Below are 17,028 nucleotides of genomic sequence, written 5' to 3' on the forward strand. Positions count from 1 at the left end.
TGGGATGTGCACAGACCTCGCAGGCAGCGCCTGCCTGCGACGGTTTGATAATGCCAGGCCAAGGTCCGGATTATTGAAAATAGCCGCTGCCGACTACCAGCGGCTTTCCTTCCAGGCCGGCGCTGATCAGGCGGCGGGCGACGCCTTCGATCTTGCTCTGGAAAGCCCGGTAGGTATCGAGCAGATCGAGCTTGGGATCTTTCGAATGCGACAGGTCGGAAAGGGTGGTTGCCGGCACCAGGCACTGATATTGTTTGAACTCGACTGTTACCGAAAACAGGATTCCGGCTTTAGTGAGAAGAGGTGCAGCAAGTACGTTGTCCATCATGGTCTCCACGATAATACGGTTGCGCAGAGTCAGACGGGATCGATAGGGCAGGCTATCTGGCTGCTCCCCAATGATGTACGCAAACTGTCCCGGTGGCAAGGACTATGCAAGCGCTGCTTTTGAGTTTTGTTATGCACTCCCCGAATATCAGGTATGCGAACTATAAAGCATACAAACAAGGGGGCGTATTGCTATAGTCGCACCTGTCTCCTCCAACACCTCCTAGGTTTGGATTCAGCCCGCAAGCCTCAGCGCTGCGGGCTTTTTTTTGTCCTCGGCGCGCATGTGAAAAACCCGCCGCGCCAGATTGGCGGGGCGGGTTGCGGCAAGTCCGCCGGCGTTTCGAGCGGCGCTGGCTAAACCGGCGGAATCAATGCGCCATGCAATAGCCATCCAGCTCCAGCAGCAGCTGCTGTTTGGCCGCCGCCGGCAGGAAAGTCGCTTCAAAGGCATTCCGCGCCAGCATCACCAGCTCGGTGCGGCTCAGGCGCAGCGACGCCGCCACCGCCAGGAAATTGGCATTCATGTAGCCGCCGAAATAGGCCGGATCGTCAGAGTTGACGGTGACCGCCAGGCCGGCGTGCAGCAGGCGCGCCAGATTGTGCTTGCGCATGTCGTCGACCACGCACAGCTTGAGGTTGGAGAGCGGGCATACCGTCAGCGGAATGCGCTGTTCCGCCAGCCGTTTCATCAGCGCCGGATCTTCTTCGCTGCGGACGCCGTGATCGATGCGCTCGACATGCAGCACATCCAGCGCATCCGTGACGTATTGCGGCGGACCTTCTTCGCCGGCATGGGCGACCAGGTGGAAGCCGAGTTCGCGGCAGCGCGCGAACACGCGTGCAAATTTTTCCGGCGGATTGCCGCGCTCGGCCGAATCCAGGCCGATGCCTATCCACAGGTCGCGATACTCGGCGCGCAGCGGCAGCGCCGCTTCCAGCGTGGCGAAGGCGTCTTCTTCCGACAGGTGGCGCAGGAAGGACATGATGATGGCGCTGCTGAAGCCATGCCGGTCGCGCGCTTCGCGCAAGGCGCGGGCGATGCCGGCGAACACCACCTCGATGGCGATGCCGCGTTCGGTATGGGTTTGCGGGTCGAAGAAAATTTCAGCATGGCGGACGTTGTCGGCGCGCGAGCGGACGATGTAGGCCATGGTCATGTCATAAAAATCCTGCTCGGTCTGCAGCACGGCGGCGCCGGCGTAGTAGAGGTCGAGGAAGGATTGCAGGTCGGTGAAAGCGTAGGCCGCGCGCAGTTCCTCGACCGAGGCGTAGGGTAGGGTGACGTTGTTGCGTTGTGCCAGTGCAAACAGTAATTCTGGTTCCAGCGTGCCTTCGATATGCAGATGCAATTCCGCTTTCGGCAAGCCTTCGATGAAGGAAACAAGGTCTGCTGCAAGCGGCGGGGTGGTGCTTATTGAATTCATGTGTGCTTCCATTATTAACGGTGCCTAATCCGCAATTTTACAGAATTGCGCAAGCCTCCCCCCGTTTTTGCCGGCAAGCTGCCATTTTCGGGCAGCCGGCTGTCAGTTGGCCGCTCCCAGAAACTGCTGCAGCTCGGCCGTTTTCGGATGCGCAAAAATCTCTTCCGGTGGCCCGATTTCATGCACTTTGCCCTGGTGCATGAACACCACGCGGTCGCAGACTTCTCGGGCGAAGCGCATTTCATGGGTCACCATCAGCAAGGTCATGCCTTCTTCCGCCAGGCTGCGCACCACGGCCAGTACTTCGTTCACCAGTTCCGGATCGAGCGCCGAGGTGATCTCGTCGCACAGCAGCGCCTGCGGCTGCATCGTCAGCGCGCGCGCAATCGCCACCCGTTGCTGCTGGCCGCCGGACAGCTGGTCCGGGTAGGCGTCGAATTTTTCCGCCAGGCCGACCCGCGCCAGGTTGTCCTGCGCCGACTTGCGCGCCGCCGCTTCGCTGGCGCCTTTGACGATCATCGGCGACAGCATCACGTTGCGGCCGACCGTCAGGTGCGGAAACAGGTTGAACTGCTGGAAGATCATGCCGACCTTGAGGCGCAGCGCGCGCAGTTCCAGTTCGCTCTTGCCGAGGTGGGCGCCGCCGACGCTGATATTGCCCTCGTCGATGCTTTCCAGGCCGTTGATACAGCGCAGCAGGGTGCTCTTGCCGGAGCCGCTCTTGCCGATGATGGCGATCACTTCGCCGGCTTCGACGTCGAGCCGGATGCCCTTCAGCACCTGGTTGTCGCCGAAGCTCTTCTTTACGTTGTCAATCGCGATGAGTGCCATTGAATTTCCTTTCCAGAGACTGACTGTATTTGGACAGCGGCCAGCACAACGCGAAATACATCAGCGCGACCACGGCATACACCGTGAACGGCTGGAAGGTGGCGTTGGTGATCATGGTGCCGGCTTTCGACAGTTCGACGAAGCCGATGATCGAGGTGACCGCGGTGCCCTTGACGATTTGCACGCTGAAGCCGACGGTAGGCGGAATCGCGATGCGCAAGGCTTGCGGCAGGATCACATGGCGCATCTGCTGCAGATAGGTCATCGCCAGCGACGACGATGCTTCCCACTGGCCGCGCGGAATCGCTTCCACGCAGCCGCGCCAGATTTCCGCCAGGTAGGCGCTGCTCCAGCAGGTCAGCGCCAGGCCGGCAGCCAGCCAGGCCGGAACGTCGAGGCCGAACAGCGCCAGGCCGAAAAAGGCCAGGAACAGTTGCATCAGCAGCGGCGTGCCCTGGAACAGCTCGATATACATTTTGGTGGCGCGCCGCAGCCAGGTCTGCCTGGAGGTGCGCAGGAACAGCACGATCAGGCCGAGCAGTCCGCCGAGGGCAAACGAGGCCAGCGACAGCAGCACGGTCCAGCGCAAGGCCAGCAGCAGGTTGCGCACGATATCCCACAGCGAGAACGAAATCATGCAGCCCCCTTTGGCGTCCGCCGTCCGAACAACAGGTTGCCGAGCAGGCGCAACAACTGGCGCAGGCCGATGGCCAGCAGCAGGTAGATGGCGGTGGACAGCAGATAGGATTCAAACGAACGGAAATTGCGGCCCTGGATGAAGTTGGCCGCGTAAGCGAGTTCTTCCACCGCGATCTGCGAACAGACCGCCGAACCCAGCATCACGATCACCACCTGGCTGGACAGGGCCGGCCAGATCTTTTGCAGGGCCGGCGGCAGGATCACGTGGCGGAAGATCTGCATCCGGGTCATCGCCAGGCTGAGGCCGGCTTCGATCTGGCCGCGCGCCACGGCGGCGATGCCGGCGCGGATGATTTCGCAGCTGTAGGCGCCCAGGTTGATCACCATGGCCAGCAAGGCCGCTTCCATCTCGGTGATTTGCAAGCCGGCTCCGGGCAGCCCGAAAAAGATGAAAAACAGCTGGATCAGGAACGGCGTGTTGCGGATCAGCTCGACATAGGCGCTGACCAGCGGCCGCAGCCAGCGCGGTCCCTGGGTCTTGGCCCAGGCCGCGCAGATGCCGACCGCGATGCCGAGCACGCCGCCGATGGCGATCAGCTCGATCGTGACCAGCACGCCCTTGATGAGCACGGCGGGATAGTCGAACGCGGCCAGGAAATCAAAATGATAGCTCATGAGACTGAGTCCGAGGCTGGATGGCGATTACAGGTTGGCCGGCAGCGGCAGTCCCAGCCACTTGACGCTGATCGCGTTCAGTTCGCCGTCCTTCTTGGTCGCCGCCAGGATGGCGTTGACCTTGTCGAGCAGCTTCTTCTCATCCTTGTTGAGGCCGATCGAGCAGGGCGAATTCTTGATCAGGAATTTTGTTTCAGGCTTCTTCGGCGGATTCTTGGCGATGATCGCCGCCGCCACCACGTTGCCGGTTGCCACCAGCTGCACCTGGCCCGAGAGGAAGGCGCTGATGGTGCCGTTATTGTCTTCATAACGCTTGATGGTGGCGCTGGCCGGCGCAATCTTGCTCAGCTCCAGGTCTTCCACCGCGCCGCGGGTCACGCCCACGGTCTTGCCGGCCAGGTCGGCCGCGCTGCCGACTTTCTGGTCGGCGCCGCCGAATACGCCGTTATAGAAAGGCGCATAGGCTTCGCTGAAATCGATGACCTTTTCGCGCTCCGGGTTCTTGCCCAGGCTGGAAATGATCAGGTCGACTTTCTTGGTCTGCAGGTAAGGCACGCGGTTGGCGCTGGTGACCGGCACCAGTTCGACCTTGACGCCCAGTTTCTTCGCGATCAGGGTGGCGACATCGATGTCCAGGCCCTGCGGCTTGAGATCGCTGGTGACCGAGCCGAACGGCGGGAAGTCCTGCGGCACCGCGACCTTCAGCACGCCGCTCTTGACGATCTGGTCAAGCGCATCGGCGCGGGCGGTGGTGCTGAACAGGGCGGTAACGGCGACCATGGCAAACAGAATCTTGGGAAATTTCATGTTAAAACTCCTTCAGCTGGGGTGGTATTGCGAATGACTGCTTGTCGAAATTTTCATTGAGCGGCGCCAGCGCCTGCTGCAGCGGCGACAGCGGGCCACGGCCACTGTGCAGCGACTCTTCCAGGCCCGCTTCTACATTGCACAGGTGGCTGTGCATCAGTTGTTCGGCCTGCTCCAGGTCGCCGTTTTCCAGCGCCGCAACGATGCCGACGTGTTCAGCGCAGGATTGCCTGGCGTGATGCGAGGACTGGTATTGCATGGCGGTCAGCGTGGTGCGCGTGGTCAGGTCGCGCAGCGTGTCGGCCAGCAAGGGATTGCCGAACGATTCGCACAGGCAGACGTGGAAGTCGCCCAGCAGGAAGCTGCGGCTGGCGACGTCGTCGCCTTCCAGCGCCGCCTGTTCACGCTCGACGTGCAGGCGCAGGGCGCGGATCGCTTCCGGGCTGATCGGCCGCGCATGGCGCAGCAGGCCCAGCTCCAGCACCCGCCGTGCTTCAAAGGCTGCGCGTGCATCTTCCGGGGTTGGTTCGATCACGTACCAGCCGCGGCGCGCGCTGACCGTGACGATCCCGCGCGTCACCAGCCGTGTCAGGGCTTCGCGGATCTGGGTGCGGCTGACGCCAAACAATTCCGCCAGCTGCTGCTCGCCCAGACGGGTGCCGGGCGCAAGTTTGCGCGCCAGCATCGCTTCGGTGATCCGTTCGGCGATCTGGGTGGAGGATTTTGGGGCGGCGGTCATCTTGATGGCACAGCAATTCGTGTGCCAGGCTGCCAACCCTAGCTGGTGCACCAAACTGATATACAAGATTGATGTATCAGTTCACCAAATTGGTATTTGGTGCCGAGAATTGTCACTAAAAAGGGGCGTGGCTGCGCTTTTTTGGCATGTGTGCCGGACACGTCCGGATATCAAGAAGGCACGATGTGCCTGTCTCGCGCATGGCAAAATGACGGACATCTGCGAAGCTGTTTTTGACGTATTTTGAAGCACTCACCAGGATCGAGAAATGACCCAGATAGTCAACGCTGATTTATCCAATCCCCGCCACGCCGACGCCATTGTCGAACTGTTGAATGGCTACGCCATGGATGCCATGGGCGGCGGCCAGCAATTGACCGACTTCGCCAAAGCCAACCTGATCGCCGCGCTCAGCAAACGGAGCGATGTGCACGTGGTGCTGGCGTTTGTCGATGACCTGCCCGCCGGCCTGGCCATCTGCATAGAGGGATTTTCCACTTTCGCCTGCCAGCCGCTGCTGAACATCCATGACCTGGCGGTGGCCGAGGCATTCCGCGGCCGGGGGATTTCCAGATTGCTGATGCAACAGGTCGAACAGGTCGCCATCGGCCTCGGCTGCTGCAAGATCACGCTGGAGGTGTTGGAGCGCAATCTGCCGGCGCAGGCCCTGTACAAGGCGAGCGGCTTTGCCGGCTATGAATTGAATCCGGCCATGGGCAAGGCCATGCTGTTGCAGAAGAAGCTATGAATGGCGTGAATATGCGTGAACAGCGGTCGATAAACAATGTTATGAACTGAAAGGGGAGCCGGCTTCGGCTGGTTCCCCTTGTTTGCGGACGCTTAGCCGGTATTGCGCAAGCCCGCAGCAATCCCGTTGATGCTCAGATGGATGCCGCGCTTCACGCGTTCTTCTGTCGTGCGGCCGGCCGCGGTCACGCTGCGGTGGCGCTTGATCAGCTCGACCTGCAAGTGATTCAGCGGATCGAGGTAGGCGAAGCGGTTCTTGATCGAACGGGCCAGCAGCGGATTGCCGGACAGGCGGTCCTTGGCGCCGGTGATGGCGGACAGGATGCTGCTGGTGCGCTCATGCTCGTCGACGATGCGCTTGAAGATGCTGTTGCGCAGCTTGCGGTCGGTGACCAGCCCGGCGTAGCGCGAGGCCACCGCCAGGTCGGTTTTCGATAGCACCATGTCCATGTTCGACAGCAGGGTGGCGAAGAACGGCCATTCCTTGTACATGGCGCGCAGGGTCGCCAGCTTCTGGCTCTTCAGCTTGGCGTCTTTTCCTTCCTCCAGCCAGCTCTCGATGGCACTGCCGAAGCCGTACCAGCCCGGCAGCAGCAAGCGGCACTGGCCCCAGGAAAAGCCCCATGGAATCGCCCGCAAGTCTTCGATGCGGCGCGTCGATTTGCGCGAGGCTGGGCGCGAACCGATGTTCAGTTCGGCGATTTCGGCGATCGGCGTGGCGGCGAAGAAGTAGTCGGTGAAGCCTGGGGTTTCATACACCAGGTTACGGTACGACTGGTAAGCGCGTTCCGACAAGCCATCCATCAGCTCTTCGAACTCGCCCAGCTTTTTCATCTGCTTGCCGTCGGCGGTGTTCGGCATCAGGCTCGCTTCCAGCGTCGCCGCCACCAGCAGCTCCAGGTTGCGGCGGCCGATTTCCGGATTGGAGAACTTGGAAGCGATGATTTCGCCTTGTTCGGTCAGGCGGATCTGGCCGTTGACGGTGCCTGGCGGTTGCGCCAGGATCGCCTGGTAGCTTGGACCGCCGCCGCGGCCGACGGTGCCGCCGCGGCCGTGGAACAGGCGCAGCTTGACGCCGGCCTGGTCGAACACGCGCACCAGCTGGATCTCAGCCTTGTACAGTTCCCAGTTGGAGGTGAGGAAGCCGCCGTCCTTGTTGGAGTCGGAATAGCCCAGCATCACTTCCTGCAGCTTGCCTTGCCTGGCGATCAGGCGCGCCACCGGCGGCAGCGCCATGAACTGTTCCATGATCGCAGCCGCGCGGCGCAGGTCGGGAATGGTTTCGAACAGCGGGATCACCATCACTTCCAGCACGCCGCCATCCTTGCCATCCTTGGCGGCCTTGTCCTTGTTGTCGGGACGCAGCAAGCCGGTTTCCTGCTGCAGCAGCAACACTTCCAGCAGGTCCGACACGGTCTCGGTGTGCGAGATGATGTAGTTGCGGATCGAGCGCGCGCCGTAGCGCTTGCGCATCTCGCCGGCCGCGCGCAGGATCGACAGCTCCGAAACGGTCTCGTCGGAGTAATCGATATACGGCGAGTACAGCAGGCGCGGCTTGGCCAGTTCGGCCAGCAGCAGGTCGATCTTCTGTTCCTCGCTCAGCTTGTCGTAGGCGCCTTCCACCTGCGCCTGCGCGAACAGTTCTGTCAGCACCCGTTCATGCACGTCCGAACTCTGGCGCATGTCGAGCGAGGCCAGGTGGAAGCCGAAAATCTCGGAGGCGCGCTTGAGCGTCGCCAGCCGCGGCTTGACCAGGGCGCTGCCATGGTGCGCGCGCAGCGAGTCTTCGACGATCTGCAATTCGCGGGTGAATTCCTGCGGCGCCGTATAGTGGGCCGCGGCGCCGACTTCCTGGCGCAGGATGTTGGTGGCGCCCAGTTCGCGCGCGGTCGAGGCCAGCCGCGCGTAAATCCCGATCAGGGCGCGGCGGTAGGGTTCGTCGGCACGATGGTCCGAGGTGTCCGGCGAATTTTCCGCCAGCGCCAGCAATTCCTGGTTGACGCTGACCATCAGGGTCGAGACCGACAGTTCGGCGCCGAGGGCGTGCACCTCTTCCAGGTAGAAATCGAAAATGGTGGTCGATTGCCGCGTCAGCGCGCGCTGCATGGTGCCGGCGTTGACGTTCGGGTTGCCGTCGCGGTCGCCGCCGATCCAGCTGCCCATCTGCACGAACGGCGCCAGTTCGGTGCCGCCCTGGCGGCCGCGGGTCGGGAACTGGGTGGCGATCTCGCCTTCGATGTCGTCGTACAGCGCCGGCAGTTCGCGCAGGAAGGTGATGCGGTAGTAGGACAGGGCGTTTTCGATTTCATCGGCCACGGTCAGCTTGGTGTAGCGCAGCATGCGGGTCTGCCACAGGGTGGCGATGCGGCCGCGCAGCAGTTCAGTGTTGTCGCGCAGTTCCTTGGCGGTCAGCGGACGGTCGCGCTCGGCCAGCAGGCGGGCGATATCGCGCTCGGCGTCGAGGATGCTCTTGCGCTGCACTTCGGTCGGATGGGCGGTCAGCACCGGTGAAATCAAGGCATCCTTGAGGAAGTTGCGCACGGTGGCGCCGGACACGCCGGCATCGTCCAGCTTGCTCAAGGCATGGGCGACGCTGCCGGCTTGCGCGGCCGAGCCGGCCAGCAGGTGGGCGCGGCGGCGGCGGTTGTGGTGCTGGTCTTCGGCGATATTGGCCAGGTGCGAAAAATAGGAAAACGCCCGCACCACCGAATTGGTCTGGTCGCGGGTGAGTTTTTTCAGCAGCTTGTCGAGATCGGCGCCGGCTTGCGGGTCCGACTCGCGGCGGAAGCGCACCGCTGTCTGGCGGATGGTTTCCACCACTTCAAATACCGCGTCGCCCTCTTGTTCGCGCAGCACGTCGCCCAGCAAGCGGCCCAGCAGACGGATATCTTCCTTGAGCGGCGCATCTTTGTTGGGGGGGGATTTTTTTACCTGGACAGCAGAATTCAATTGTTTTGCCATAATAACGAGTGCAATCAGCTTTTCTGGGGTGAGGGACGAAGGGCGTGTAACAGATACTAACCAAGGGGCGAACGCTTGCGATATAGCTATTCCGATATAGGATGTACAACTGAGGCTGCAGGGAGCGCATGTTAAAATCCGCGATGAAAATCATGCATTTCGTTGCGCGGTTTTGATCTGGCTTGTTGGCGTTCGGATAACTCGGTCCGGCGGCATCTGCTGCATCAAGGCGGTATAGCTAACATCTGAAAGAACCTGTGTCGAAAATATCCTCCCCCTCCAAGTTGATCATTGCATCGCGTGAAAGCCGGCTCGCCATGTGGCAAGCGGAACACGTGCGTGCGCGCTTATCTGCATTATATCCAGACTGTAATATAGAAATCCTCGGCATGACCACTCGCGGCGATCAAATTCTTGACCGCACCTTGTCCAAGGTGGGCGGCAAGGGCCTGTTCGTGAAGGAGCTGGAAGTGGCGATGGCGGAAGGCCGCGCCGACCTGGCGGTGCATTCGCTGAAAGACATGCCGATGGATCTGCCGTCCGGTTTTGCGCTGGCGGCGGTGCTGGAGCGGGAAGATCCGCGCGATGCTTTCGTTTCCAATGACTACGCCGGACTGGAGCAGTTGCCGGCCGGCGCCGTGGTCGGCACCAGCAGCCTGCGCCGCCAGGCGCTGATCGCGGCGCGCTTCCCGCATCTGCTGATCAAGCCCTTGCGCGGCAACCTCGACACCCGGCTGGCCAAGCTCGACCGCGGCGAATACGCCGCCGTCATCCTGGCCGCCGCGGGTCTGAAACGGCTAGGCCTGGCGGACCGGATCAAGGCGCTGATCGAGCCGGAACAGAGCTTGCCGGCGCCGGGGCAGGGCGCGATGGCGATTGAAATTTGCGAAGACCGCGCCGATCTGCAGCACATCCTGGCGCCCTTGAATCATTTGCCGACCGCGCAGGCGGTGACAGCGGAGCGTACCTTGTCGCGCGCTTTCGGCGGCAGCTGCCAGATTCCGCTGGCGGCCTTCGCTACCATAGCCGGCGGCCAGATGCGCTTGCGCGCCATGATCGGCACCCCGGACGGCAAACAGGTGGTGACCGCCGACGCCTGCGGCGCGGCCGATGCGCCGCAGGCGCTGGGCGGAAAAATTGCCGAGGAGCTGGCGGCGCAGGGGGCGGCGGCAATTCTTGCGCTTTGCCGGGAGGCCTAGTGCGCCGCGTGCCATTTCCGCCAGCAGCGCGGCCAGCCATCTAGTGTCTATGTCGCCTAGCTCATCTCCCATCATCATCACCAGGCCGGCGGCGCAAGCCGCGGCGCTGGCGCAGCAGATTGCGGCGCGCGGGCGCCAGCCTGTTGTCTTCCCCTTGCTGGAAATCCTGCCTTTGCGCGACAGCGCGCCTTTGCAGGCGGTGCTGGCGCGGCTCGACGACTACGCCCTGGCGGTGTTCGTCAGTCCGAACGCGATCGACGCCGCCATGCGCCATGTGTCCAGCTGGCCGCGGCAGGTAGCGATCGGCATTGTCGGCGAGGGCAGCCGGGCAGCGCTGGCGCAGTACGGCCTGACTGCGCAAAACGCCACCATCTTCAGTCCGCCCGATCCGGCCCGCACCGACTCGGAAGGCTTGTTGCAGGCGCTCGACCTGGACGCCTTGCGCGGCGCCAAAGTGCTGCTGGTGCGCGGCGAAAGCGGCCGCGAATTTTTTGCCGAAGCCTTGCTGGCGGCCGGCATCCAGGTGCAGGCGATTGCCGCCTATCGACGCCAGGCGCCGCGGCTGGACCAGGAGCTCGCATCCCGGCTGCAGCAATTGCTGGACAGCCGGAATGACTGGATAATCACCAGTTCGGAGGCGCTGCGGCATCTGCTGGAGCTGGCGCGGCAGGTCGACCGCGGCAGCGGTGTTGCAAAAATCCAACAGCAGCATCTCCTTGTCCCACATGCCCGTATTGCCGAAACTGCACATGCGCTTGGATTTAGCGACGTTACTCTCACCGGCTCAGGCGACGAACGGCTGCTAGCCGCGTTACAATTCCCGCTATGAACGAATCGATACCCACTCCAGAATTGAACCAGTCCGCTGGTCCCGCCGCCAGCGCGGCGACATCGCCGTCCTCGGGAGCGCAGCCGGTGCTGCAGCCTTATCCGGTCAACAACGGCAAAGGCGGCGGCAGGCCGCTGGGCCTGGTGTACCTGGCTTTGCTGCTGCTGGCCGTGCTGCTGGCCGGCCAGTGGTGGGTGATGCATAGTGAAAACAACAAGCTGCGCCAGGAAATCGCGCGCCGCCTGCAAGCCGGCGACAGCACCAATACCGAAACCAAGGTGCTGGTGAAGTCGGTGCAGGACGGCGCCAAGGAGTTGCAAGGCAAGGTCAGCGTCCTGGAAAGCAAGCAGCTGGAGTCGCAAAGCCAGCAACTGGCGCTGGAGCAGCTGTACAAGGATCTGTCGAAGAATGGCGACGAGCAAGCCTTGTCGGAAGTCGAAGAAGTGCTGTCGACCGCCAGCCAGCAGCTGCAACTGGCCGGCAATGTCCAGGGCGCCCTGATCGCCTTGCAGAACGCCGACAAGAACCTGTCGCGCTCCGACAAGCCGCAATTCATCATCGTGCGGCGCGCCATCGCCAGCGATATCGAAAAGCTCAAGGCTCTGCCGACGCTGGACGTGACCGGCATCGCCGTGCGCCTGGACAGCGTCATCGGCCAGATCGACAGCATGCCGCTGCTGTCGGATGAAAAGCCGGTGTCCGGCATCAGCCAGCCGAGCAACCAGGCGCCGCTCAGCAGCAAGGCCAAGCCAGCCAAGGCTGCCGCCAACCCCAATATCGCCAAGTCGCAGGCCGCCACCGACGCTGCCGTGACCGACTGGAAAAACCGCGTGCACGACCTGTGGCAAAGCTGGAGCTCTGAAATGTGGACCGAAATCAGCCAGTTGATAAGGGTGCGCACGGTGGCGACGCCGGATGCCTTGCTGCTGTCGCCGACCCAGGCCTACTACGCCCGCGAGAACCTGAAGCTGCGCTTGCTGAATGCGCGCCTGGGTCTGTTGTCGCGCAATGAATCGGCCTTCCGCAGCGACCTGATTGCGGCGCAGGAAACCATCACCAAGTATTTCGACACCCGCGCCAAGCAGACGCAGACCGTGCAGACCATGCTGAAGCAGGTCCAGAACAGCAATCTTTCGATCACCATGCCGGCGCTGGACAGCCCCACGGCGATCCGTACTTACAAAGGCAAGCCATAGTCATATGCGATTCTTTCTCCGGCTTGTAGCTCTGTTTGCGGTCGCCATCGGCCTGGCTGTGTTGGCGCGTTACAACCCCGGCAACGTGGTGCTGTTTTTCCCACCTTACCGGATCGACCTGTCATTGAATTTCTTCGTCGTCCTGCTGCTGCTCCTGTTCATCCTCCTGTATGTGGTGATCCGCACGATCCGCGTGACCCAGAAGCTGCCTGCGCGCGTGATCGGCTATCGCCGCCACAAGCGCGAGACCACGGCCAACAACGCCTTGCGCGATTCTCTCAAATCTCTGTTTGAGGGCCGCTTCGGCCAGGCTGAAAAGGCCGCTACGCGTGCTGCCGAACTGCAGGACAACCTGGGCGTGGCGGCGCTGATCGGCGCTCGCGCCGCGCATCGCATGGGGCAACCCGAGCGGCGCGATATCTGGCTGGCCAGCATCGAGGACGACGAGCCGCTGAAAACCGCGCGCCTGATCACCACCCTGGATCTGCTGGTGGACGAACACAAGTCGCAGGCGGCGCTGCAAGCCGTGAGCGAGCTGAACGCACGCGGCACGCGCCATATCCACGCTTTGCGGCTGGCGCTGAAGGCTAACCAGCAGGCCAAGAACTGGCCGGAAGTGCTGCGCCTGGTGCGTACGCTGAACAAGCACGATGCCTTGCATCCGGCCTTGTCGACGCGCCTGCGCGAACTGGCTTATGACGGTTTGCTGTCGGACGATGTGCACGATGCCGAATCGATCACGCGCCTGTGGGCCACCGTGCCCAACGAAGACCGCAGCAAACCGTTCATCGCCATGCGCGGCGCCGGCGCCTTCAACAAGTGCGGCCTGCACGCCGAGGCGCGCGCCATCGTCGAAAAATCCATGGCGACGGAATGGGACCAGCGCCTGCTGGCGACCTACCGCGACGCCGTCGCGGCCGAAGGTACGCCGGAATTGCTAGCGCAGATCGAGCATTGCGAACGCTGGGCCGCCAAGGCGCCGAACGACGCCGAGCTGGCGCTGACCCTGGGCAGCTTCTGTTTCAAGCAGAAATTGTGGGGCAAGGCCCAGCGTCACCTGGAACAGGCTTTGTCGGATGCGGTAGCGCCGGCCACGGTGCGTGAGGCGCATCTGCGGCTGGGACAGTTGCACGAAGCGATCGATCAGCCGGCACTGGCGGCCGAGCACTACCGGCAGTGTGCGCTGGCGACAGCGCTGTAGCTGTAGGGTGGGCACGCAGTGCCCACGTGTGATCTCAAAATTTAAGCACTAGGTGGGCACTGCGTGCCCACCCTACGTCGCGTAAATGACTCTGCCCCATTTTTATTGACGGGCTTTGTTCTGTTGTCAAACCGGCTCCCTAAGCGCCAACAACACCGATTTTGTCGAAATGGCCATGGTCGCCTATACTAATGCTCCGTCGTTACCTGTGAAAGAGATTCATTGAACAACCTGCTACTGGTTATCGCAGCATTATTTTTGGTCGCCCTCAACGGTTTTTTCGTTGCTGCCGAATTCGGTTTAGTCAAATTACGCCAGACGCGCATCCGCGCCATCGCCAAGACCCAAGGCTTGCGCGGCCGCATCCTGGCCATCGTGCACCGCCAGCTGGACGCTTACCTGTCCGCCTGCCAACTCGGTATTACCCTTGCTTCGCTCGGCCTCGGCTGGATCGGCGAGCCGGCCTTCGCCAGCCTGCTGCAGCCGCTGTTCGGCCTGCTCGGCGTCAGTTCGCCGGAGCTGATACACGGCGTTTCGTTTTTCTTTGCCTTCTTCCTGATTTCCTTTCTCCACATCGTGATCGGCGAACTGGCGCCGAAGACCGTCGCCATCCGCAACCCGGAAGTCATCGGCCTGTGGTGCGCCTTGCCGCTGTACGGTTTTTACTGGGCCATGTATCCCGCCATCTGGGCGCTCAACGCCAGCGCCAACTGGATTCTGCGCCTGGCCGGCCTGGCCGCCGCCCATGGCCACGATGCACAGTATTCGGCCGATGAACTGAAGCTGATCCTGCGCGGCAGCCACACCGGCGAAAAATTCAACCGCGACGAATGGAACGTACTGGCGCAGTCGCTCGATTTCAGCGAGCTGGAAGTGTCCGACCTGATGCGCCCGATCAATGAGATCACGGCGCTGCACCAGGCCGCCAGCTTGCAGGAAAACCTGCAGACCATTTATCGCCACCGCTTCAGCCGCTACCCGTTCTTCGGCCAGGACGGCGTCAACGTGCTGGGCGTGATCCATCTCAAGGACTTGTTCATCGCGCAGCAGGAAGGCAAGCCGATCGACGGCCTGAACGCTTTCCTGCGGCCGGTGGAGTACGTCTCGCCGCGCATGCCGGCGCTCGAACTGTTCCGCCGTTTCCGTACCGGCGCGCCGCATTTCGCCATCATCGGCAAAAAAGGCAGCAAGCCGGAAGGTTTCATCACGCTCGACAACATACTGGGCGCGATGGTGGGCGAGATCCGCGACGAATTCCGCCGCAACGACAATGAGTGGAGCCGCCTCGACGACGGCACCTTGCTGGGCAAGGGCAGCCTGCCGATCTTCAGCCTCGAGCGCATCCTCGGCATCGACGTCGTCATCGACGGCGATGAAGACGTCGACTCGGTCGGCGGCCTGATCATGGCCAAGCTGGGCGATCTGCCGCATGAAGGGCAGAAGATCGGGTTCGATGGCTTCGACATCGTGGTCAAGAAAATGAACGGTCCGCGCATCGTGCTGGTGAAGGTGTATCCGGCGCCGCGTGCGCTCGACCTCGGATAATGTTCAGATAGGCGCCATAGCCGCGCTATTGATCGATTACGGCAGAAACGCCCCCAGCCGCACCGACCAGCTTGCCATCGGCGTGGCCGACCAGGCGGCGCGGTTGAACAGGTAGAGGCGCTGGCTGCGCAGCTTGTCAGGCCATGGCTGTTCATCCAGCGAGAGCCCCAGGCTAGGCTGGCATTCGGGGCGCGGGAAGCGTCCTTCATTGATCAATATTTCTTGCGTGCGTTTGGCCTCTCCGCCCATGCGGAAGGCCATCGGCACGACCTCGTCGACCGGCAGGTCGGCCAGCCAGGCGTCGCCGACGCACCAGGACGCCTGGGCAGTGATCGACAGCGCGACATTGTCCGGCAGCGCAATCCGGCTGCGCTGGATAACATCGGCCAGGAACGGTTTCTGGCTATGTGCGACGTCAAAATCCAGCTGCACCACCTGGCTCGGGCTGCGCTTTGCGGCGGCTGCAATGGCCCTGACGATGGTCTGTTTTTGCCGCTCGTTGAGAGCAGGCTTGTGGGGGGCGCGCGCCATGTCGATGTGGACGATGGTGACTACCGGCGCTTTCGGCTGCAAGCTGCCGGCGGCATACCAGTCCGGCGGCAGGCGCAAGGGCTGCTGGCGGCGCCGCACGGTGGCGCTGCCGTCGCGCAGCAGCACGGTGGTGTCCAGCACGGCGACGCCTATGCGTTGCGCTTGCAGGTCGGCGCTGGCGGCGTCGCCTGCTTCGGAGGATTTTGAGGACCTGGCGCTGTTGGCAAGCCAGGAGCGGGTGTCGTCGGGCCGTTCCCAGACCCACAGCATCAGCGGCGGCAATGCGGCAAGCGCTGCCTGCCTGCTGGCGAATGCCGGCGCAGGAACGGACACAGAAGCGGACGCAGAAGCGGGCGCTTTCGCCGGGAGGTTTTTTGCCGGCAGGACCGGGCTGCCGGCCAGCAGCAACAGGCAGCAGGTAAGCCGCAAGCGGCGGGCAGTGCGGGACAAATAATCAGATGCGCTCAAAATGAATTCCAGGATCAGTGTTTTGCAGCATTGCGCATCGATAAAAAAAGGCAAGAACTGCTTCTTGCCTTTTTGTTTACGCCAATGACTGCAAGGTAGTCATGATTACTGCATGAACCAGCCGTGGCTGACCACGATCGACTGGCCGGTCAGCGCATTCGATTCGAAACCGCCGAGGAAAATCGCAGTTTGGGCGACGTCGTGGGTGGTGGTGAATTCACCGTCGACGGTGTCTTTCAGCATGACAGTCTTGACCACCTGGTCTTCGGTGATGCCGAGTTCCTTGGCTTGTTCCGGAATCTGCTTTTCCACCAGCGGCGTGCGGACGAAGCCTGGGCAGATCACGTTGGCGCGGATCTGGTTCTTGGCGCCTTCCTTGGCGACTACCTTGGCCAGGCCGATCAGGCCGTGCTTGGCGGTGACGTACGGCGCTTTCAGCGGCGAAGCTTCGTGCGAGTGGACCGAGCCCATGTAAATGATCGAACCGCCGTTGCCCTTCTTGATCATCTCGCGCATCGCTGCGCGGGTCGTCAGGTAGGCGCCGTCCAGATGGATCGCCAGCATTTTTTTCCAGTTGTCCAGGGTCGAGTCGACGATAGGGGCGATGATCTGGATCCCGGCATTGCTGATCAGGACGTCGATGCTGCCGTAGGCGGCGACGGTGTCGGCGATGCCTTTGTCGACCTGCGCTTCGTCGGTGACGTTCATGGCCACCGCCATGGCGATGCCGCCCGACTGCGTGATTTCATTGGCGGTTGCGGTGGCGGCATCGAGCGCCAGGTCGGCGATCACGACCTTGGCGCCGGCGCGTGCGTATTCGATGGCGATTTCCTTGCCGATGCCGCTGGCGGAACCGGTGATCAGTGCGACTTTATCTTTGAGTGACATGGTATTCCTCTATTGATG

General features: G+C 62.3%; 16 protein-coding genes. 6 read left to right on the plus strand and 10 right to left on the minus strand.

What is annotated here, in order from left to right:
• Positions 1-70: 70 nt before the first annotated feature.
• From AC07V8_RS00365 to AC07V8_RS00395, 7 genes are all read right to left on the minus strand, one after another.
• Positions 71-328, minus strand: a complete 258-nt coding sequence (locus tag AC07V8_RS00365) for a DUF1488 family protein (protein WP_325667770.1) — start codon at positions 326-328, stop codon at positions 71-73.
• A 370-nt stretch (positions 329-698) separates the two neighbouring features.
• Complete coding sequence (locus AC07V8_RS00370) at positions 699-1,754, minus strand: adenosine deaminase (RefSeq protein WP_494677161.1); 1,056 nt, start codon at positions 1,752-1,754, stop codon at positions 699-701.
• Positions 1,755-1,856: 102 nt separating this feature from the next.
• On the minus strand, positions 1,857-2,585 hold the full coding sequence (locus tag AC07V8_RS00375; RefSeq protein ID WP_494677160.1) for an amino acid ABC transporter ATP-binding protein: 729 nt from the start codon (positions 2,583-2,585) through the stop codon (positions 1,857-1,859).
• On the minus strand, positions 2,566-3,222 hold the full coding sequence (locus AC07V8_RS00380) for an amino acid ABC transporter permease (RefSeq protein ID WP_494677159.1): 657 nt from the start codon (positions 3,220-3,222) through the stop codon (positions 2,566-2,568). Before AC07V8_RS00380 ends, AC07V8_RS00375 begins: the two co-directional genes overlap by 20 nt.
• A complete protein-coding gene (locus AC07V8_RS00385) occupies positions 3,219-3,899 on the minus strand; it encodes an amino acid ABC transporter permease (RefSeq protein WP_494677158.1) in 681 nt (226 codons plus the stop codon). The genes AC07V8_RS00380 and AC07V8_RS00385 overlap by 4 nt, the downstream gene beginning before the upstream one ends.
• Before the next feature lie 27 nt (positions 3,900-3,926).
• Positions 3,927-4,679: a transporter substrate-binding domain-containing protein gene (locus tag AC07V8_RS00390; protein WP_407928099.1), complete on the minus strand. Its 753-nt coding sequence runs from the start codon at positions 4,677-4,679 to the stop codon at positions 3,927-3,929.
• Positions 4,680-4,707: 28 nt separating this feature from the next.
• Entirely contained in the window at positions 4,708-5,445 is a 738-nt protein-coding gene (locus tag AC07V8_RS00395) for a GntR family transcriptional regulator (RefSeq protein ID WP_494677157.1), read from the minus strand.
• A gap of 268 nt (positions 5,446-5,713) precedes the next feature.
• On the opposite strand from AC07V8_RS00395, the gene AC07V8_RS00400 reads away from it, so the two are divergent.
• On the plus strand, positions 5,714-6,193 hold the full coding sequence (locus AC07V8_RS00400) for a GNAT family N-acetyltransferase (protein ID WP_494677156.1): 480 nt from the start codon (positions 5,714-5,716) through the stop codon (positions 6,191-6,193).
• Positions 6,194-6,285: 92 nt separating this feature from the next.
• On the opposite strand, the gene ppc is transcribed toward AC07V8_RS00400, so the two are convergent.
• A complete protein-coding gene (gene ppc / locus AC07V8_RS00405) occupies positions 6,286-9,153 on the minus strand; it encodes a phosphoenolpyruvate carboxylase (protein ID WP_494677155.1) in 2,868 nt (955 codons plus the stop codon).
• A gap of 257 nt (positions 9,154-9,410) precedes the next feature.
• On the opposite strand from ppc, the gene hemC reads away from it, so the two are divergent.
• The 5 genes from hemC to AC07V8_RS00430 all read left to right on the plus strand — a co-directional run bounded on the left by hemC (position 9,411) and on the right by AC07V8_RS00430 (position 15,123).
• Positions 9,411-10,352 (plus strand): hydroxymethylbilane synthase, encoded by a 942-nt coding sequence (gene hemC, locus AC07V8_RS00410; RefSeq protein WP_494677154.1) that lies wholly within the window; start codon positions 9,411-9,413, stop codon positions 10,350-10,352.
• A gap of 49 nt (positions 10,353-10,401) precedes the next feature.
• Positions 10,402-11,181 carry a uroporphyrinogen-III synthase gene (locus tag AC07V8_RS00415; protein ID WP_494677153.1) on the plus strand — a complete coding sequence of 260 codons (780 nt, stop codon included), beginning with the start codon at positions 10,402-10,404 and terminating at the stop codon, positions 11,179-11,181.
• Positions 11,178-12,377: a uroporphyrinogen-III C-methyltransferase gene (locus tag AC07V8_RS00420; RefSeq protein ID WP_494677152.1), complete on the plus strand. Its 1,200-nt coding sequence runs from the start codon at positions 11,178-11,180 to the stop codon at positions 12,375-12,377. The genes AC07V8_RS00415 and AC07V8_RS00420 overlap by 4 nt, the downstream gene beginning before the upstream one ends.
• Positions 12,378-12,381: 4 nt before the next feature.
• Positions 12,382-13,578, plus strand: a complete 1,197-nt coding sequence (locus AC07V8_RS00425) for a heme biosynthesis protein HemY (RefSeq protein ID WP_494677151.1) — start codon at positions 12,382-12,384, stop codon at positions 13,576-13,578.
• Between the two features lie 222 nt (positions 13,579-13,800).
• Positions 13,801-15,123 (plus strand): hemolysin family protein, encoded by a 1,323-nt coding sequence (locus AC07V8_RS00430; RefSeq protein ID WP_494677150.1) that lies wholly within the window; start codon positions 13,801-13,803, stop codon positions 15,121-15,123.
• A 36-nt stretch (positions 15,124-15,159) separates the two neighbouring features.
• On the opposite strand, the gene AC07V8_RS00435 is transcribed toward AC07V8_RS00430, so the two are convergent.
• Together AC07V8_RS00435 and AC07V8_RS00440 are read right to left on the minus strand one after the other, a co-directional pair.
• A complete protein-coding gene (locus AC07V8_RS00435; RefSeq protein WP_494677149.1) occupies positions 15,160-16,122 on the minus strand; it encodes a hypothetical protein in 963 nt (320 codons plus the stop codon).
• Between the two features lie 105 nt (positions 16,123-16,227).
• Positions 16,228-17,010, minus strand: a complete 783-nt coding sequence (locus AC07V8_RS00440) for a 3-hydroxybutyrate dehydrogenase (protein WP_098493166.1) — start codon at positions 17,008-17,010, stop codon at positions 16,228-16,230.
• Positions 17,011-17,028: the final 18 nt, after the last annotated feature.

This window comes from Collimonas sp. GW821-FHT02H07, from assembly GCF_059421505.1.